Genomic DNA, 18,559 nt, shown 5'->3' on the forward strand with positions numbered 1-18,559 from the left:
GCCCCGCGAGCAGCGCGCGCCGCACGGCCACCGTGCGCGGCAGGCGCACGGCGGCAGGCATGGCGGACACAGCAGACAAGGAGGGGACCTTCCCAAACGGACGGGGACAGCCGGGCACACTGCCTCGGTGTCGCACCCGTCACGGGTGATCGAGCGATGCCCTGATCCTTGCACGACCCGCCAGGTGCCACGCAAGTCCCCCCGGGATTCCTGTCACCGTTGCTCCGCCATGTCCGGTATGGGCAGCGGTCTTTTCTCCAGTGCGGCCGCCATCACCTCCGGGAACAGCTCCGGTGTGCAGGCGAACGCCGGTGCCCCCAGGGCCGCCAGGGCCGCCGCGTGCTCCCGGTCGTAGGCGGGCGCCCCTTCGTCGGAGAGCGCGAGCAGGGTCACGAACTGCACCCCGGACGCCTTCATCGCGGCGACGCGTCCGAGCATCTCGTCGCGGATCCCGCCTTCGTAGAGGTCGCTGACGAGGACGACCACGGTGTCGGCGGGGCGGCGGATCCGCGACTGGCAGTAGGCCAGCGCCCGGTTGATGTCGGTGCCGCCGCCGAGCTGGGTGCCGAACAGCAGGTCCACGGGGTCGTCCAGGTGGTCCGTCAGGTCGGCGACGGCGGTGTCGAAGACGACCAGGCGGGTGTCGAGGGCCCGCATCGAGGCGAGCACCGCCCCGAACACCGAGGCGTACACCACGGACGCGGCCATCGATCCGGACTGGTCGATGCAGAGCACCACGTCCTTCTTCGTCGACTGCGCGGCGCGCCCGTATCCGATCAGCCGCTCGGGGACGACGGTGCCGTGCTCCGGGAGGTAGTGCTTGAGGTTGGCGCGGATGGTGCGGTTCCAGTCGATGGCGCGGTGTCGCGGGCGGCTGGTCCGCGCGGCGCGGTCCAGCGCTCCGGTGAGCGTGGCGCGGGTGCGGGTGGCCAGCCGCTTCTCCAGCTCCGCGACGACCTTGCGGACGACCGCCCGTGCGGTCTCCTTGGTGGTCTCGGGCATGACCTTGTTCAGGGACAGCAGCGTGCCCACGAGGTGGACGTCGGCCTCGACGGCCTCCAGCATCTCGGGCTCCAGCAGCAGCGCGGACAGTCCCAGCCGGTCGATGGCGTCCCGTTGCATCACCTGGACCACGGAGGACGGGAAGTACGTCCGGATGTCGCCCAGCCAGCGGGCCACTTGGGGCGCGGACGCGCCGAGCCCGGCCGCCCGGGTGCCGCCGCCGTCGCGCGCCCCGCGGCCCGGCCGCTGGTGCGGGCGCTGTCCGTAGAGCGACTCCAGTGCCCCGTCCATCGCGGCGTCCCTGCCGCGCAGTTCGCGGCCGGTACCGTCCGCGCCGGCGCCGCCCAGCACCAGCCGCCAGCGGCGCAGCCGCTCCGCGGCCGGATCGGTCGTGGTGGTCATCTCCCTGCTTCCCTCGGCTCGTTGGTCCTGCGTGCTGCCGGGTCGAGGCCGTCGTCGGCCTCCCCGTCCCCGCGCCCGTCCCCGTCCCCGCGCCCGTCCCCTGCTCCGCGCCCGTCCCCGCCCCCACCTCCGTCCCCTGCCCCGTCCTCGTAGCCGTGCTGGGGTATGCCCAGCAGGAGTCGGAGGGCGGGGAGGACGGCGGCGGCGCGGTCGCGGTCCAGGCCGGGGCCGAAGCCGGGCGCCGCCGCGTCCGCGGGGCGGGCCGCCGGGTGGCCGGTCCCGCCGGTCGGGCCGCGGCGGACCAGTTCGCCGAGGGTGCGGCGGACCCCGGTGTCGTACGCGGCGAAGGTGCGCCGCAGCAGTGGCAGGACGTCGGTGAACGCGGTGTCCGGTACGCGGGTCAGCCAGCCGTCCACCAGCGCCAGCAGCCGTTCGTCGTGGAGCAGCAGCAGGCCGCCGTCCTGGCCGCCCACGAAGCCCTCGATCCATTCCGCGGCGTCGGCGGGCGGGGCGGCGGGCGAGAGGGCGAGGGCCATCAGCCGCTCCGCGCCGTCGTCGGGCAGTCGTCCGTCGTCCAGCAGCAGCCGGGTGGCCCGTCCGCGGAGCTGTCCGGGGACGGTGTGCCGTTCGGTGAGGGTCCGCAGGACCGTCGCCCAGCGCTCCCGCAGGGGCGCCGCCGTCGGGGTCCCTGCGGGAGCGGTGGGCGGTCGGGCCGGCGCCCCGGTCTCCGCCCCGGTCTCCGCCGGTGTCTGCCCGAGGAGTCCGACGGCCTGGTGGGTGGCGTCGAGGTGGCCGCGCAGCTCGGCCGCGCCGTGCGCGTCGAGGCCCGTGCAGGCCGGGGGCAGCCCGACGAAGATCCGGTCGGCCAGGCCCAGCGCCACCTCGCGGAGCACCCCGGCGTCGGTGCCGCGGACGTCCCCGTAGCGCACCGACCGGACGAGGGCGGGCAGGGCTTGGGCGAGGTGGCCGACGTCCGCGTCGAGGGCGGCGCGGTCCGCCAGCACCCGCATCACCACCGGCAGCGCGTCGGGCAGTGCGGCGAGCAGGCAGCGCTCGGCGAGCGCGGTGACCTCGGCGAGGGTGGCGGCCTCCGCGGCATCCGCGGCGGCCTTGGCGGTGGCCGCCGCGAGCACGGTGGTGCCCCAGATGCCGGCCTCCGCGACCCGTACGGTCAACTCCGGCTCCCAGCGCAGCCGCCAGGTCTCCCGGAAGGTGCCGGTGCTGCCCCGGGAGCGGGTGGGCTCGCCCCAGGGGATGCCGAGCAGGCGCAGTCGGTGCAGCAGCCGGCTGCGGGCGGCGTCGGTCTCCTTGCGGAGGTCCAGCTCCACCTCCCGCTCCGCCGCCTCGGGTTTGAGCCGCAGCGTGCGCTGGCAGCGGGCGAGGTCGCGTTGGAGCGGGACGGCCGGGGCGTCCTCGGGCACCTGGCCCAGCACCTCGCCGACCACCAGCCGGTCGCGGATCAACGCGGCAGGCACGTCGGAGCCTTCGGCCATGACGGCCCGGACCGCGTCGTCGAGCTCGGCGAGGCCGGCCAGGGGGCGGCCGCGGACCGCGGCGAGCCCTTCGGCGAGCCGCACCGCCTCGATGACGTGGGCCGACGAGACGGCGTAGTCCTCCTCGCGGAGCAGCCGGGCGGCCTTGGTCAGCCAGCGCTCGACGGGGCGGTCGGGGGCGTCGAAGAGGTGGCCGTACCAGCCGGGCGAGGTGATTCCGGCGCCGTATCCGCTGCGCCGGGCCAGCCGCCGGTGGGTCCACGGCACCCAGGTCAGTGCCGTCTTCACCTTCGGCAGGCCCTTGAGGAGCTGCCGGTCGGCGGCCACGGTGGGGTGGGGGCCGGCCCGGAGCGGCGAGTGCGGGAGGGCCAGCGCGGGGACGTGCCAGGCCCCGCAGACGACAGCGACCGGATCGCCGAACTCCCGTCGCGCGGCACGCAGTCGGAGCCGCATGTGGGCCTCCCGCACCGGGTCGCGGCCGTGGCCGCCGTCGCCGTACGCCGCGCGCAGCGCCGCCATGGCCTCGGCGAGCGCGGCGAACGGAGCCAGTGCGTCCGCCCCGGGCCCGACCCCGCTCCCGGCTCCGTGCGAACCGGCGGTGCCGCCGTCCCCGCGGTGCTCGACGACGTCCTCCCACCAGCGCTCGGGATCGTCGTGGCCGGCGGCCTCGGCGAGCACCCGGAGGGGATCCAGCCGCACGTCGTCCGCCGCGCCCGCCCCCGTCGCCTCCCCGCCTGCCGCCTTTTCGCGCCCCGCTCCCCGCGTCTCGCCGTTGCTCCGTCCCTTGCACTCCCCCTTGCTCTCTCCCCTGCGCTCCCCCGTGCTCTCCCCCGTGCTCTCCCCCTTGCACTCCCCCTTGCTCTCTCCCCTGCGCTCCCCCGTGCTCTCCCCCTTGCGCTCCCCTGCCGTCTCCTCCGCCATCCCCTCCGCCGTCTCCTCGTCCGGCAGGGCCAGGGCATGCGCCGCCGGAAGGTCGATGAACCGCACCGGAACGTCGTGTTCCAACGCCCAGCGCAGCGCCACCCACTCCGGGGAGAAGGCGGCCAGCGGCCAGAACGCCGCACGGCCGGGGTCGTCCACCGCGTGCGCGAGCAGGGCGACCGGCGGCCGCATCTCCGGGTGGGCGGCCAGCGGCACCAGGTCGTCGGCCTCCGCCGGCCCCTCGATCAGCACCGCGCGGGGCGCGCACTGCTCCAGCGCGGCCCGCACCGCCCGCGCCGAACCCGGACCGTGGTGCCGCACCCCCAGCAGCACCGGTCCGGCCCCGCTTCCGCCGGTCATGCCCCCACCTCCCGGCAGGCGCGGTAGAAGTCCTTCCAGCCGTCGCGCTCGCGCACCACGGTCTCCAGGTACTCCTGCCAGACGACGCGGTCCGCGGCCGGATCGCGGACCACCGCCCCGAGGATGCCGGCGGCCACGTCCCCGGCGCGCAGCACCCCGTCGCCGAAGTGGGCCGCCAGTGCCAGGCCGTTGGTGACCACCGAGATCGCCTCGGCCGTGGAGAGCGTCCCGGACGGCGACTTGAGCTTGGTGCGGCCGTCGGCGGTGACGCCGTCCCGCAGCTCCCGGAAGACCGTCACCACGCGCCGGATCTCGTCCATCCCCGCGGGCGCGGGCGGGAGTCGGAGCGCATGTCCGATCTGCTCGACGCGCCGCGCGACGATGTCCACCTCGTCCTCCGGGGTGGCGGGCAGCGGCAGGACGACGGTGTTGAAGCGGCGGCGCAGTGCGCTGGAGAGGTCGTTGACCCCGCGGTCGCGGTCGTTGGCCGTGGCGATCAGGTTGAAGCCGCGGACGGCCTGCACCTCCTGCCCCAACTCCGGTATCGGCAGGGTCTTCTCGGACAGGAGGGTGATGAGGGTGTCCTGGACGTCGGCCGGGATCCGGGTCAGCTCCTCGACCCGCGCGGTCATGCCCTCCGCCATCGCCCGCATCACGGGGCTGGGCACCAGCGCCTCCCGGCTGGGGCCCTGGGCCAGCAGCCGGGCGTAGTTCCAGCCGTAGCGGATCGCTTCCTCCGGGGTGCCGGCCGTGCCCTGCACCAGCAAAGTGGAGTCGCCGCTGACCGCCGCCGCCAGGTGCTCCGACACCCAGGTCTTCGCGGTGCCGGGCACGCCGAGCAGCAGCAGCGCGCGGTCGGTGGCGAGGGTCGTCACCGCGACCTCGACGATCCGCCGCGGGCCGACGTACTTGGGTGTGATGACCGTGCCGTCGGCGAGCGTGCCGCCGAGCAGGTACGTGGCGACCGCCCACGGCGAGAGCCGCCAGCGCTCCGGTCGGGGCCGGTCGTCGGCCGCCGCGAGCGCCGACAGTTCCTTCGCGAAGGCGATTTCGGCGTGCGGCCGCAGCACTTCCCCGGCCGCGCCGCGGGCATCGCCCGCCGTCGTGATGTCGTTCTCGGACATGCTTCCCCCTCGTCGCACGGTGTGCGGCCGGCACCCCGCGGAGATCCCGCCGGCCGCTTGCGTTTCCAAGCCTGCACCAGACCACTGACAATCCCCCGAAAACCCTTTCTGACCTGCGGAGTTGTCGATGCGCGAGGGCGATTGTCAGTGGGTCGTCGTAGCGTCGGAGACAGCAGATCCGCAGGGGTTCGACGGGAGTCCGCAGGGGGGTCGGATGAGTCCGCACGAGGAACGCTGGACGACGGACCAGGTGCTCGCACTGGCGCCGGACGAGGCATCGCGGGCGGCGGGCGGAAAGCTCGCCCGGACCGGCCGCTGGCCGGCGACCGGCGCGGGCGGGGGCGCGGCGTGGGGGGTGTGCGAGGGCGGCGGCGGCATGCGATATCGGACGGTTGTGGATCTCAACGGTCCGGCTTTCCAGTGCAGTTGCCCGAGCCGGAAGTCCCCCTGCAAACACGCGTTGGGGCTGCTGTTGCGATGGGCCGACTCCGCCCCGGACTCCGACGCCGCTTCCGGATCCGACTCTGGATCGGTCTCCGGCCCCGAATCAGGCTCCGCGGAAGGGGATCGGGCCGCGAGCGATACGGCCCCAGGCGATGCGCTCGCGGGCGACACGGCCGCAAGCGGCACGCCGCCCCCCTGGGCGGCCGAATGGCTGGCGGCACACCGGGAGCGGCCCGCGGGCCCGAGGGCGGAAGCGGGGCCCGGCGACCCGGCGGCCGTCGCCCCCTCCCGCGCGCCCGCGGACCCGGCGGCGGCCAGACGGCGGGCCGAGCGCCGACTCCAGCGGATCGGCTCCGGGGTCACCGAGTTGGAACAGCGGTTGGAGGATCTGCTGCACTCCGGCCTCACGGCGACCGGCCACACCGGTGGAGCCCCCTCTCCCGGCGGCACGGACGGAGCCGCGGGCGGCGGGAAGGACGCCTGGAACGAGACCGCGGCCCGCATGGTCGACGCCCAGGCCCCCGGACTGGCCTCGCGGGTGCGGGAGTTGGGAGCACTCGCGGCATCCGGCGCGGACTGGCCGTCCCGGCTGCTGGAGGAGTGCGCCCTGCTGCACCTCCTCGGCAAGGGGTTCCTGGGCATCGAGCGGCTGCCGGCCCCACTCGCCGCGACGGTCCGCACCCGCGTCGGGCTGACCACGGACGCCGCGGACGTACGGTCCGGCCCGGACACGGTGACGATCCGGGACCGCTGGCTGGTCCTCGCCCAACAGGACAGCGAAGAGGGTGCGTTGACCACGCGGAGGATCTTCCTGCGGGGCGAACGGACCGCCCGGATGGCGCTGCACCTCTCCTTCGGCGGCGCCCACCGCCCCCTGGACGTGGCCCTGCCGCCGGGCCTGCTGCTCGACGCCGACCTCGCCTACTACCCGGGCGCCCGGCCGCTGCGCGTCGCCCTCGGCGAGCGGCACTCCCCCGCGGCCCCGGGTCCGGTCCCGCCCGGCTGCGGTATCGACGCCGCCCTGGCCGCGTACGGCCGCGCGCTGCGCGACGACCCCTGGCTGGACGCCTGGCCGGTGGTCCTGACCGATGTCACGCCCATACCGGGCGGGTCCGGTGGCGACTGGCAACTGGCCGACGCGGACGGCGAATCGGCCCTCCCCCTGGACCCGCGCTTCCTGGGGCGTACGGCGCTGTGGCAGCTGGCGGCCATAGCGGGCGGCGGCCCGGTGACCGTCTTCGGCGAATGCGGCCACCGCGGATTCCTGCCGCTGACGGTCTGGGACCCCGCGCCGGTTCCCCTGTCCCCGTGACCCGCCATCCGCACACCACCCTCACCCGGAGGCAGGGCATGCCCACCACGCGCATCACCCCCACCGCCCCGATCCCGTCTCCCACCCCCACCGACCCCACCGACCCGACGACCGCCCCCGCCCCCTGGCCCGATCTGGTCGGCGCCGCACTCCTGGGGACCGGGCGGCGCACCCCGCCGGTGGCCGTACGGGCCGGCCAGAGCCCTGCGGCGGCGCTGCTGGACGCGGCGGCGGTGAGCACCGTGCGGCGGCGCGCCGCCCTACGTCCCGCTCCGGCCGGTGAACGGCCCGCCCCGGCCCCCGCCGACCCGCGTCCCCCGCTGCCGGCGGCCGCCCGGCGCCGACTCGCGCTCCTGCTCGCCGACCGCGGCCCCGCCGCCGGCGGCCGGCGCGGCACCGACCCCGACCTCACCGAACTGCTGCCCCAGTGGCTGGCCGCCGCCGGCGAGCACGGCTACCGCGCCCCCGAGGCGCTGCTCCCCGCGCTGCTGGACGCCGCCCGGTCGCGTACGGACCTGCGGCCCGCCGCGCTCGCCCTGACGGGCCCCCGCGGCCTGTGGCTGGCGCGGCTGAACGACGACTGGAGGTTCGCGCTCCGCGGCATCGGCGGCCCGCTGTCACTGCCGGGCGCCGACGCCCCCGAGGCGGTGCGCCGGCTGTGGGAGGAGGGGCTGTTCGCGGAGCGGGTCGCGCTGCTGACCGCGGTGCGCCGCCGCGATCCGCGGGCCGGTCTGGAACTCCTCGCCGCCACCTGGGCGACCGAGCGCGCCGAGGACCGCCTGATGTTCCTGGACTCCCTCGGCGAGGCCCTCACACCGACCGACGAACCGTTCCTGGAACAGGCGCTGTCCGACCGCAGCCGCAACGTCCGCACCACCGCCGCGGAGCTCCTCTCCGCCCTGCCAGGCTCCGCCCTCGCGGCACGGATGGCCGAGCGCAGCCTGCCCTGCGTCCAGCTGGCCCCGGCCGCCGGGGATACCACCGCCGAGGTCCTGGCGATCGACCCGCCGGGCACCTGCGACGCCGGGATGCAGCGGGACGGCGTCGCCGCCAAGCCGCCCTCCGGGAGGGGGGAACGCGCCTGGTGGCTGGGCCAGTTGGTGGAGGCGACGCCGCTGGACCGCTGGTCCGGGCACCTCGGCGGCCGCACGCCGGCGGAGATCGTCGCGCTCCCGGTGGCGGGCGACTGGCGGACCGAGCTGCACGACGCCTGGTGCCGCGCCGCGGTGCGCCAGCGGCATCCGGGTTGGGCGCGGGCGCTGCTGGGCGCGCCCGGCGACCCGGTGCTGGCCGCTCCGGAGATGGCGCCGGCCGGTTCGGCCCGGGACCTGACGAAGCTGCTGACCGTGCTCCCGGGCGACGAACGGGCGTTGTGGGTCTCCGAGTTCATCGCCGTCCACGGCCTCTCGGACGCCTTCCGGATGCTGGGCGTCTGCGCGGTCCCCTGGACCGAGCCGCTGGGCCGGTCGGTGGTCGACGCACTGGACATCGCCCGGGACGCGGGCAGCTATCCGTGGAGTTTCAGCGGGGTGATGGGCCTGGCCGAGCGCTGCCTGGACCCGGCGGAGGCCGGCCGGCTGGACATGCTCACGGCGGTCACGGACGAGCCCGAGGGCGCCTCGCCGGGCTCCGGCGGCTACTGGTCCGAGGCGTTCCTGCGCCTGGTCGGCACGCTCCGCCTGCGCGCCACCATGCACGCCGAGCTGGCCGGGGAGCCGTCATGATCCGCGCGGCCGCCGGCCCGCCGTCCCCGAGCGCGACGCCGCCGGTCCCCCGGCGATCGGGCCCGCCCCCAGGAGCGGGCCCCTCCCCCACGCACAGCCGGTCCGCCGCATACGGACCCTCTGCCGCATACGGCCCCTCCGCCGCGCCCGGACCGGCCTCCGCGTCGAGAAGGCCGTCCGTCGCGTCCGGACCGCCCGAGGCGGGTCGCTCAGACGGCCAGCGGGCGGACGTTGGCGTTGACCCACTCCACGATCGAGGCGGTGGTCGCCCCCGGCGTGAAGATCTCCGCGACGCCCTGCTCCTTCAACGGGGCGATGTCCGCCTCCGGGATGATGCCGCCGCCGAAGACCTTGATGTCCGCCGCGTCCCGTTCCTCCAGGAGGGCGAGCACCTTCGCGAAGAGGGTGTTGTGGGCGCCGGAGAGGATGGACAGCCCGATCGCGTCGGCGTCCTCCTGGATCGCGGTGCCGACGATCTGCTCCGGCGTCTGGTGCAGCCCGGTGTAGATCACCTCCATACCGGCGTCCCGCAGCGCGCGGGCGATGACCTTGGCACCCCGGTCGTGCCCGTCGAGGCCCGGCTTGGCGACGACGACCCGGATCGGCCCCGACCGGCCCCCCGCACCCTGGCCCTCCGCCTGCACTCCGTCTTGCCGCGCCACACTCATCACTGCCTCCAAGACATGCGCGGCACCGCCAGGGCGGGGCCGCCGAGCCGACATCCGGTCGCGCCACCACGATCCGGCGGCCACGAGCGTGAACGAACGTTATCTACAGCATCCCGTACCCAGCCGTTTCGTGACATCCGGCGAGGGGGAAATCACACACGGGACATATTCGCCTGGGACACATTCACCACGCGCCGCGTTCCGCGTGTCGCACCGCCGCCAGGGACGGCCGGCGAAGCGCACACGGGCCGGGCGCCCGGGGAGCCGCAGCCGGGCCATCGCGCGGACCGCCGCGCCGCCTTCACCGCTCACGGCTTCCCACAAGGGCATTCGGGGGTCATCGCCGCCTTCCGCATGCCGTTCGGGAGGTCGGCCATGGGGGCCCTGCCTGTTCTCTCCGCACCCCTTCTCCTGCGCAGCACGCTCGTGGACCTGGGCGTGCTCGTCGCCCATCTCCTCCTCTATCCGACCGGGATCACCCAGGAGCAGCCCCTGCCCGTGCCCCCCGAGGCCGGCTCCGCGGCCCGCCTCCCCACCGAGGGCCGCGCCCACCCGCCGGTCCTGCTGCTCCACGGCTTCGTCGACAACCGCTCGGTCTTCGTCCTGCTGCGCCGCTCCCTGCACCAGCACGGCTGGCCCCATGTCGAGGCGCTCAACTACTCCCCGCTGACCTGCGATCTGCGCCGGGCCGCCGAGTTGTTGGGCCGCCACGTGGAGGAGATCTGCGCCCGGACCGGGCACCGCCGGGTGGACGTCGTCGGCCACAGCCTCGGCGGTCTGATCGCCCGCTACTACGTGCAGCGGCGCGGCGGTGACGCCCGCGTCCGGACCCTGGTCACGCTAGGCACCCCGCATGCCGGGACCCGCGCCGCGGCGCTGGTTTCGGCGCACCCGATAGCCCGGCAGATGCGCCCGGACGCGGAGGTGATCGCGGAGTTGGCGCTGCCGGCGCCGCACTGCCGGACGCGGTTCGTGGCGTTCTGGAGCCAGGAGGACCAGGTGATGGTGCCGGCCTCGACCGCCCGGATCGAGCACCCGGACCTACGGGCGGAGAACGTCCGGGTCGACGGCGTCGGACACCTCGCACTGCCGGTCAACGCCACCGTGGCAGCCGGTGTCCGGGCAGCGCTGGCCGCCGCGGAAGCGGTCCCGTCCGCCCGGGACGCGATATCGGTGGCCTGAGCCGCGGCATACGCGGCGGCCCGGGCCATGGCATGAGCCGTGGCCTGAGCGGTCGCCCGAGCAGTCGCCCGAGCGGTCGCCTGGGCAACGGCACGAGCGGCGGCGTGATCGGCGATCTCCCCGGCATCCGTGCGACCACTCCGCGCCATGTCCCGGCCGCATCGTCGAACGATCCTCGAACGAGGCGCCAAGAACGCGCATGGGCGTTGCCGAAAGCAGGCCAATCGCCCGGCCTCGCCGAGCCCGAAACTTCTGGAAGATTGTGGCCGTCGTGTACCGCCGGGTACAGTCGCCGCTAATTCTCCTGCAGCCGAGGCGAAAGAGAAGTTGGTGGACGACCGTCACCCGTCGGGGGCTCAGTTTCCGACCGCCCCCGCTTCCGATGCCTCCTACGCGCAGACGGCATACGGCGACGGTGACCCCCTCTTCGGCTCGCACCCCGGCGGCTACGACCAGGGCGCCTACGGCACCGGCGGCCACCCCACCGACGTCTACGCGACCGGCAGTTACCCCACCACCGGGTACGACACCGCCGGGTACGACACCGCCGGATACGGCAGCACGGCCTACGACCCGTACGCGCACACCGGCTACGACGCCCCCGGCTACGGCACCGGCGGCACCGCCCCGTACGGCACCGGGTACGACACCGCGGCCTACGGAGGCAGCGGAAGCCACGACTCCGTGACCCACGGAAGCGGCATCGCCTACGACACCGCTGCCTACGACACCGGCGGTTACGGCGGTTACGCCACCGGGAGCTTCGCCACCGGCGGCTACGACGGCGGGGCGTACGGCACCGGCGGCTACGACACCACCGGCTATGGCACCGGCGCCGCCTACGGCACCGGGGACGACCTCACCGGCGGTTACGCCACGGGGAGTTACACCACCGGGAGTTACGCCACCGCCGGGTACGACACCGGCTACGGGACCGCGGCCTACGACACCGGCGCCTTCGCGGCCGCCGCGACGGCCGTCCAGGAACCGATCGACTACGAGGCCACCGCGGTCTGGTCGACCACGGACTACGCCGACCACACCGGCCGGTCGCACGACCCGGCCCCCGGCGTCCCGGCCCCGGGCATCCCGGCCCAGGCGGGCCCGCCCGAGGGCGACACCGTCCTGTGGGACGCGCCGCTCGTGGCGTTCACCGCCGAGTCCGGCGACGACGCTGCCGCCGTCCCGTCCGGCACCGGGGCCGACGCGGCCGACGCGTCGATCGCCGAGGCGATGACGCAGGCGATGCCCGTCACCTCCGTCCCGGACGACGACGCCCCCGTCGGCCGGCGGGTCAGCGGCCCCCCGGCGGGCAAGGCGGTCCGCGGCGGCAACCGCGGCCGGCGCCGCCAGGCCAAGCGCTCGGCGCTGCTGACCGTCGCGGTCCCCTCGGTCGCCGCGATGGGCGTCTGCGCGGCGGCCGCGGCCTCGGTCAGCCAGTTCGGCGGGGACAGCCACGACGAGGCGACGACCCAGTCCGCCCCGGACGCCGGTTCCGCGAAGCGGACGACGGCGGCCAACAAGAAGCTGGACAGCCAGCTCGCCGGACTCAGCGCCAGCGCCCAGGACTTCCGCGAACGGGCCAGCCGTACCCAGGAGCGACTGGACCTCAAGCAGCGGCAGGCCGACGAGCGCAAGCGCAAGGAGGACGAGGCGGCCCGCAAGGAGGCGCTGCGCCCCAAGTTCGTCCTGCCGGTCACCCAGCACGGTCTGAGCGCGCTCTTCGGCCAGGCCGGGGTGAACTGGATGTCGGTGCACACCGGCATCGACTTCCCGGTCAGCTACGGCACCACGGTCATGGCCGCCACCGACGGCACCATCCGCACCCAGTGGAACTCCGCCTACGGCAACATGGCGATCCTGACCTCGCCCGACGGCACCGAGACCTGGTACTGCCACCTGAGCAGCACCAAGATCCGCTCGGGTTCGGTCAAGGCCGGCGACACCATCGCCTACTCCGGCAACTCCGGGAACTCCACCGGCCCGCACCTGCACTTCGAGGTGCGGCCGGGCGGCGGCGCGGCGGTCGACCCGCTCCCGTGGCTGCGCGCCCACGGCCTCAACCCGTACTGACCCCGCGCGCCCGAGCACGTAGCCGGAGGGGCCTGCCGCACACCGCGGCAGGCCCCTCTCCCGTCCTCCGTGCGCCCCGGGCCTCTCCGGGGCGCACGGAGGACCTAGAGCTTCTCCACCGGCGCGTACCGCAGCAGCAGCCGCTCGGGCTTCTCGCCGCCGAAGTCGATGGTCGCCTCGGCGTTGTCCCCGCCGCCCTTGACGCCGACGACCGTGCCGAGCCCGAAGCTGTCGTGGGTGACGCGGTCGCCGACGGCCAGCGAGACCACCGGGCGGTCCGCGGTGCGCCGGGTCGCGAAGCCGCTCGGCCCCTTGGACCGGGACGACGACAGCGACGCCCCGATGCCGCCGCCGAAGCCGCCGCCCGAGGAACCGCCCGACGACAGCCCGCCCATGGACGCCGACGGCGTCGCGGGGCCCGTGCGCTTCCACTGCACGTACTCGTCGGGGATCTCCTCAAGGAAGCGCGAGGCCGGGTTGTAGGAGGGCTGGCCCCAGGCGCTGCGCATCGTCGAGCGGGTGATGTAGAGCCGCTCGCGGGCGCGGGTGATGCCGACGTAGGCGAGCCGGCGCTCCTCCTCCAGCTCCTTGGTCTGGCCGAGCGCCCGCATGTGCGGGAAGACGCCGTCCTCCATGCCGGTCAGGAAGACCACCGGGAATTCCAGGCCCTTGGCGGTGTGCAGGGTCATCAGCGTGATCACGCCGGCGCCCTCGTCGTCCTCGTCCGGGATCTGGTCGGAGTCGGCGACCAGGGCGACCTTCTCCAGGAACTCGGCGAGCGTGCCGGGGCCCGGGGCGGCGGCCTCCGCCACCTCGGCCTCCGCCGTGTCGGCCTCCGGCGCCGCGGCCTCGCCGCGCTCCTGCTCGAACTCCAGGGCCACGGAGGCGAGTTCCTGGAGGTTCTCGATCCGGGTCTCGTCCTGGGGGTCGGTGGACGCCTGGAGTTCGGCGAGGTAGCCGGTGCGCTCCAGCACCGCTTCCAGGACCGTGGCGGGGCCGGCCCCGGACTCCACGATCGTGCGCAGCTCCTCCATAAGGGTGTTGAACCGCTTGACGGCGTTGGCGGAGCGGGCGGCCATGCCGTACGCCTCGTCGACCCGGCGCAGCGCCTGCGGGAAGGTGATCTTCTCGCGCAGCGCCAGGGCCTCGATCATCGCCTCGGCGCGGTCGCCGATGCCGCGCTTGGGGACGTTGAGGATCCGGCGCAGCGGGACGGCGTCCTCGGGGTTGGCGAGCACCCGGAGGTAGGCCAGGATGTCGCGGACCTCTTTGCGCTCGTAGAAGCGCACGCCGCCGACGACCTTGTAGGGCAGCCCGACCCGGATGAAGATCTCCTCGAAGACCCGGGACTGGGCGTTGGTGCGGTAGAAGACCGCGACGTCGCCGGCCTTGGCGTCGCCGGCGTCGGTGAGCCGGTCGATCTCGTCGGCGACGAACTGGGCCTCGTCGTGCTCGGTGTCGGCGACATAGCCGGTGATCTTGGGGCCGGCGCCGGCGTCGGTCCAGAGGTTCTTGGGGCGGCGGTTCTCGTTGCGCTCGATGACGGCGTTGGCGGCGGAGAGGATCGTCTGCGAGGAGCGGTAGTTCTGCTCCAGCAGGATCGTGGTGGCGTCCGGGTAGTCCTCCTCGAACTGGAGGATGTTGCGGATCGTGGCGCCGCGGAAGGCATAGATCGACTGGTCGGCGTCGCCGACCACGCACAGTTCGGCGGCGGGGGCGTCGGCCGTGCCCGGGCCGACCAGCTCGCGGACGAGGGTGTACTGGGCGTGGTTGGTGTCCTGGTACTCGTCGACGAGGACGTGGCGGAAGCGGCGGCGGTAGTGCTCGGCGACATCCGGGAACGCCTGGAGCAGGTGGACCGTCGTCATGATGATGTCGTCGAAGTCCAGGGCGTTGGCCTCGCGCAGCCGCGACTGGTACATCGCGTACGCCTGGGCCAGGGTCTTCTCGAAGCCTCCCCCAGACTCCGTCTGGGAGGTGCCCCCAGCGGCCGTGCCGGCGAAGCTCTCCTCGTCGATGAGCTCGTTCTTGAGGTTGGAGATCTTCGCGCTGAAGGACTTGGGCGGGAAGCGCTTGGGGTCCAGGTCGAGATCGCGGCAGACCAGGGCCATCAGGCGCTTGGAGTCGGCCGCGTCGTAGATCGAGAAGGAGGACGTGAAGCCGAGCTTCTTGGACTCGCGGCGCAGGATCCGCACGCAGGCGCTGTGGAAGGTGGAGACCCACATGGCGTTGGCCCGCGGGCCGACCAGGTCCTCGACGCGCTCCTTCATCTCGCCCGCGGCCTTGTTGGTGAAGGTGATCGCGAGGATCTGGCCGGGGTGGGCGTGGCGCTCGGCGAGGAGGTGGGCGATGCGGTGGGTGAGCACCCGCGTCTTGCCGGAGCCGGCGCCGGCGACGATCAGCAGCGGGCCGCCGCTGTGCACCACGGCGGCCTTCTGCTGGTCGTTGAGCCCCTCCAGGAGCGCCGCCGGGTCGATGGGCGGGCGGGCGGCGCCGTCGCGGTAGTACGGCTCCCTGGGCGCGGGCGCGTCGAACTGCCCGCCGAAGAGGTCGGCGGGGATCTCCTCCGGGGCCGGGCCGGGCTCGTCCTCGGGCGGCGGCGGGGGCTCCTCGTCCGGGGGGCCGAGGTCCGCCAGGAAGCTGTCGTCAAAGAGGCTGCTCATCGCCCACCGAGTCTAGGCCGCCGCACTGACAACCGGTCCCGGACCGCCGGATTGGCCGTTACCGCTCCGACTCGGGCGCCGCCGTGTGCGATCCGACACAAACCTGGGGCCGCTCACATGAAGGTCACAAAAAGGTTTCGGGCATATCGAACACTCGCCTTCACAGAAGCCACACGAGTTGGCTACGGTCTCGCACGGGCAGCCCGCCGTCCCCGCGGACGACAGCGTTCGCACGGGCCGCCTCCGCCGAGTCCGGCCCTGCCCCCAGGCACCCGGAGCCGGGGACCCACCAGCACCACCGGGGTGAATCGACCGGTGCGGCCGTCGCCAGGCGGACGCACAAGTCGTAGGGCAAGCCTTCCGTCAGCAGACCGCCCGAACCCGACAGCTAACCCGGTAGGCGGTCCACGGAAGGAGTCGCCGGCCTTGGCGTCCCATCGCAAGCCGCGCACCCCCATACTCGCCACGCCCGGCGGCCGTCGTACGGCGACCGGGCTCACCACCGCCGCCCTCGCCTCGGTCACCCTGCTCTCGCAGACCGCGAACGCGGCCCCGTCGGCCCCCCAGCCGAGCATCGAAGAAGTCAAGGCCAAGGTCGACGGTCTCTACCAGCAGGCCGAGGTCGCCACCCAGAAGTACAACGCCGCCAAGGAGAAGGCGGACAGTCAGCAGCGCACCGTGAACCGCCTGCTCGACGAGGCCGCCCGGCGCGCGGACAAGATGAACGAGTCCCGGCGCCGGCTGGGCGCGTTCGCCTCGGCGCAGTACCAGAGCGGCGGGATCAACCCGACCGCCCAGCTGATGCTCGCCAAGGACCCGCAGCAGTTCGTCGACCGCAACCACCTGATGGAGCAGTTGACCGCGCAGCAGAAGCAGGCGATCACCGACTACCAGGAGCAGGCCGCGGCCGCCACCCGCCAGCGGGCCGAGGCCACCAGCAGCCTGGAGAGCCTCCAGCAGTCGCAGACGTCCCTGAAGGAGAACAAGAGAAACGTTCAGACCAAGCTGGCCGAGGCGCGCCAGCTGCTGTCCCGGCTGACCGCCCAGGAGAAGGCGCGGCTGGCCGAACTGGAGCGCCAGAAGGAGGCCGAGGCCCAGCGCAAGGCCGCCGAGCAGGCCCGCAAGGAGGCCCAGCAGCGACAGCAGCAGCCCAGCGGCGGCGGCTCCGGGCAGACCTCCGGCGGCGGCACGTCCGACAGCGGCTCGTACTCCACCAAGGCCGACAAGGCGATCGCCTTCGCCCGCTCGCAGATCGGCAAGCCGTACGTCTGGGGCGCCACCGGGCCCAGCTCCTACGACTGCTCGGGGCTGACGCAGGCCGCGTGGCGGGCCGCCGGGGTCGACCTGCCGCGTACGACCTGGGACCAGGTCAAGGTCGGCACCCGGGTCTCCAGCAGCAATCTGCAACCCGGCGACCTGGTGTTCTTCTTCAACGACATCAGCCACGTCGGGATGTACATCGGCGGCGGCGAGATGATCCACGCCCCGCACCCGGGCGCCAGCGTCCGGGTGGAGTCGATCTACGGCATGCCGATCTACGGCAGCGTCCGGCCCGCGTAACCGGTGCACGGGCGCGCGTCCCGCGCCCGCGGTGAGTCCACCCCCCACGCCACCCCCCACAGCCACCCCCCACACGCCACCGCGCGGTCATCCGCCGTCTCCGGAGTACGGAGCGGGACGACCGCGCGGTGAGCCGTTGGTGCGGCGGTGCGGCGCCGGGGCCGCCGGGCGGGTGCCGGGGCCGGGCCCCTGGGGGCGGCTCAGGTCCAGAGCACCGCGATGAAGATGTTGAGCATGGTGAGCCCGCCGACCGCTCCGAAGAGCGGCTTGGGGAGCTTCTCCTCGTCGCGCTTGACGTAGACCAGCGCCAGGATCACCACCAGGACGGCCATCTTGATGCCGATCTTGATGTTGTTGAGCGAGTGGTCCTGCATCTGGTTCAGGCCGACCAGCACGATGCCGGTGACCAGCATCGTCAGCGCGCCGTGCAACATGGCCGGCACGAAGCGGGCGGTGCCCGCGCCCATCGCCTTCATCTGGGTCAGGAAACCGCCCAGGAGGGAGGCGATGCCGATGATGTGCAGCGCGACGAAGATATTGATTACTACGTCCATAGTGCTGGATCGTATCCGCCCCATAGCACGCCCCTTCCGGCAGGGCGCCCGTGATGCCCGCTTCGGTCAGGGCCCGCCGCTCCCACCCCTCCCCCGGCCGCGGGCCGGTCATCGCCGCGCGGCAGTCGCTCGGAATCGGACAATGCCGGGCAAGGGGGTTCGCCACCGTGACCCCGGGCCTAGCTTCCTCCTGCAGACGACCGGGCCCGCACCCCGCCGGTCGCATTCGCCCCGCAGGGAAGGAAGTGACGGCCGCCATGGCGTCGCACCACACGGCCGGAGAGCGGCCGCCGCTCGCACCCCCACCGGCCGGCACCCGCACCCCCGCCCGCGGCACCAGCACCGGGCTGCTCCTCGCCACGGACCCGCAGCGCTACCTGGACGGCGCCACGGTGCTGGAGCGCACCGGCAGCCACCAGGCGACCGCGGTGGCGGGCTGGGCCCGCCGCCTCGGCAGCGTCCGCCGCCTCGGCAACCACCCCACGACCACCGCGGACCGCACACCGGTCCCCACGGCCACCGCGGAGCGCACACCGATGCGCACAGCCACCACGGACCGCGCAGCGGGCCTCACGGCCACCAAGGAACGCACCCCGGACCCCGCTGCCGCCGCAGCACGCGCGCCGAAGCGCACGGCCGCCCCGCACATCGCACTCGCCCCTCCCGCGGCGGCGCCGGACAGCCGCGCCGCCCGCGCGGTCGCCTTCGCCCGCGGCGCCCTGGGCAAACCCTACGCCTGGGGCGCGACCGGCCCGGCCGCGTACGACTGCTCCGGCCTGACCCTCGCCGCCTGGCGTGCCGGCGGAGTCGCCCTACCCCGGACCACCTACACCCAGATCACCTCCGGCATCCGCGTCGACTGGCCCCAACTCATCCCCGGGGACCTGGTGTTCTTCTACTCCGGCATCAGCCACGTGGGCCTCTACATCGGCGGCGGCGAGATGATCCACGCCTCACATCCGGGCACCCCCGTCCAGATCGCCCGGATCGACCGGATGCCCTTCGCGGGCGCGACCCGCCCGGGCCAGGGCCCGTCCGGCGGATCAGGACCGGGTAGGCCCTAGAAGGCTCATGAAG

The 18,559-nt window shown here is 74.3% G+C and carries 11 protein-coding genes, 1 pseudogene and 1 riboswitch; of the genes and pseudogenes, 6 read left to right on the forward strand and 6 right to left on the reverse strand.

Features of this window, described 5'->3' with window-relative positions:
• Positions 1-213: 213 nt before the first annotated feature.
• From CG747_RS44010 to CG747_RS44020, 3 genes are read right to left on the reverse strand one after another with little or no spacing between them, the layout of a single operon-like run.
• A complete protein-coding gene (locus CG747_RS44010) occupies positions 214-1,404 on the reverse strand; it encodes a VWA domain-containing protein (RefSeq protein ID WP_100607497.1) in 1,191 nt (396 codons plus the stop codon).
• Positions 1,401-4,178: a DUF5682 family protein gene (locus tag CG747_RS44015; protein WP_219621639.1), complete on the reverse strand. Its 2,778-nt coding sequence runs from the start codon at positions 4,176-4,178 to the stop codon at positions 1,401-1,403. Before CG747_RS44015 ends, CG747_RS44010 begins: the two co-directional genes overlap by 4 nt.
• Positions 4,175-5,302 (reverse strand): AAA family ATPase, encoded by a 1,128-nt coding sequence (locus CG747_RS44020; protein ID WP_100607498.1) that lies wholly within the window; start codon positions 5,300-5,302, stop codon positions 4,175-4,177. Before CG747_RS44020 ends, CG747_RS44015 begins: the two co-directional genes overlap by 4 nt.
• A 214-nt stretch (positions 5,303-5,516) precedes the next feature.
• On the opposite strand from CG747_RS44020, the gene CG747_RS44025 reads away from it, so the two are divergent.
• Both CG747_RS44025 and CG747_RS44030 read left to right on the forward strand, forming a co-directional pair.
• Positions 5,517-7,058 carry an SWIM zinc finger family protein gene (locus CG747_RS44025; RefSeq protein ID WP_100607499.1) on the forward strand — a complete coding sequence of 514 codons (1,542 nt, stop codon included), beginning with the start codon at positions 5,517-5,519 and terminating at the stop codon, positions 7,056-7,058.
• Positions 7,059-7,096: 38 nt separating this feature from the next.
• Positions 7,097-8,782: a DUF5691 domain-containing protein gene (locus CG747_RS44030; RefSeq protein WP_219621640.1), complete on the forward strand. Its 1,686-nt coding sequence runs from the start codon at positions 7,097-7,099 to the stop codon at positions 8,780-8,782.
• Positions 8,783-8,991: 209 nt separating this feature from the next.
• On the opposite strand, the gene CG747_RS44035 is transcribed toward CG747_RS44030, so the two are convergent.
• Complete coding sequence (locus tag CG747_RS44035) at positions 8,992-9,450, reverse strand: cobalamin B12-binding domain-containing protein (RefSeq protein ID WP_100607500.1); 459 nt, start codon at positions 9,448-9,450, stop codon at positions 8,992-8,994.
• 375 nt (positions 9,451-9,825) lie between these two features.
• Here CG747_RS44035 and CG747_RS44040 point away from each other — a divergent pair, with 375 nt between their 5' ends.
• Both CG747_RS44040 and CG747_RS44045 read left to right on the forward strand, forming a co-directional pair.
• Positions 9,826-10,632: a triacylglycerol lipase gene (locus tag CG747_RS44040; RefSeq protein ID WP_100607501.1), complete on the forward strand. Its 807-nt coding sequence runs from the start codon at positions 9,826-9,828 to the stop codon at positions 10,630-10,632.
• 330 nt (positions 10,633-10,962) lie between these two features.
• Positions 10,963-12,705, forward strand: a complete 1,743-nt coding sequence (locus CG747_RS44045) for a M23 family metallopeptidase (protein WP_100607502.1) — start codon at positions 10,963-10,965, stop codon at positions 12,703-12,705.
• Positions 12,706-12,809: 104 nt separating this feature from the next.
• Here the strand turns inward: CG747_RS44045 and pcrA are convergent, their stop codons facing one another.
• A complete protein-coding gene (gene pcrA, locus CG747_RS44050; RefSeq protein WP_100607503.1) occupies positions 12,810-15,368 on the reverse strand; it encodes a DNA helicase PcrA in 2,559 nt (852 codons plus the stop codon).
• Between the two features lie 234 nt (positions 15,369-15,602).
• Positions 15,603-15,787, forward strand: a riboswitch (cyclic di-AMP (ydaO/yuaA leader).
• A 7-nt stretch (positions 15,788-15,794) separates the two neighbouring features.
• Between pcrA and CG747_RS44055 the strand changes: the two genes are divergently transcribed.
• Positions 15,795-16,928 carry a C40 family peptidase gene (locus CG747_RS44055; RefSeq protein WP_100607504.1) on the forward strand — a complete coding sequence of 378 codons (1,134 nt, stop codon included), beginning with the start codon at positions 15,795-15,797 and terminating at the stop codon, positions 16,926-16,928.
• A gap of 200 nt (positions 16,929-17,128) precedes the next feature.
• Here the strand turns inward: CG747_RS44055 and CG747_RS44060 are convergent, their stop codons facing one another.
• Entirely contained in the window at positions 17,129-17,482 is a 354-nt protein-coding gene (locus tag CG747_RS44060; protein ID WP_100607505.1) for a hypothetical protein, read from the reverse strand.
• A gap of 641 nt (positions 17,483-18,123) precedes the next feature.
• Between CG747_RS44060 and CG747_RS51235 the strand changes: the two are divergent.
• A pseudogene (locus CG747_RS51235) lies at positions 18,124-18,546 on the forward strand (C40 family peptidase); the annotation flags it as partial.
• Positions 18,547-18,559 lie beyond the last annotated feature (13 nt).

Origin of the sequence: Streptomyces sp. CB02959 (genome assembly GCF_002803155.1) — a bacterium.
Classification (GTDB): Bacteria; Actinomycetota; Actinomycetes; order Streptomycetales; family Streptomycetaceae; genus Streptomyces.

Bases quoted from the DNA above. Each gene is read 5' to 3' on its own strand.
- CG747_RS44035 (WP_100607500.1), bottom strand. From the start codon at position 9,450: ATGAGTGTGGCGCGGCAAGACGGAGTGCAGGCGGAGGGCCAGGGTGCG.
- pcrA (WP_100607503.1), bottom strand. From the start codon at position 15,368: ATGAGCAGCCTCTTTGACGACAGCTTCCTGGCGGACCTCGGCCCCCCG.
- CG747_RS44060 (WP_100607505.1), bottom strand. From the start codon at position 17,482: ATGGACGTAGTAATCAATATCTTCGTCGCGCTGCACATCATCGGCATC.
- CG747_RS44025 (WP_100607499.1), top strand. From the start codon at position 5,517: ATGAGTCCGCACGAGGAACGCTGGACGACGGACCAGGTGCTCGCACTG.
- CG747_RS44030 (WP_219621640.1), top strand. From the start codon at position 7,097: ATGCCCACCACGCGCATCACCCCCACCGCCCCGATCCCGTCTCCCACC.
- CG747_RS44015 (WP_219621639.1), bottom strand. From the start codon at position 4,178: ATGACCGGCGGAAGCGGGGCCGGACCGGTGCTGCTGGGGGTGCGGCAC.
- CG747_RS44040 (WP_100607501.1), top strand. From the start codon at position 9,826: ATGGGGGCCCTGCCTGTTCTCTCCGCACCCCTTCTCCTGCGCAGCACG.
- CG747_RS44010 (WP_100607497.1), bottom strand. From the start codon at position 1,404: ATGACCACCACGACCGATCCGGCCGCGGAGCGGCTGCGCCGCTGGCGG.
- CG747_RS44020 (WP_100607498.1), bottom strand. From the start codon at position 5,302: ATGTCCGAGAACGACATCACGACGGCGGGCGATGCCCGCGGCGCGGCC.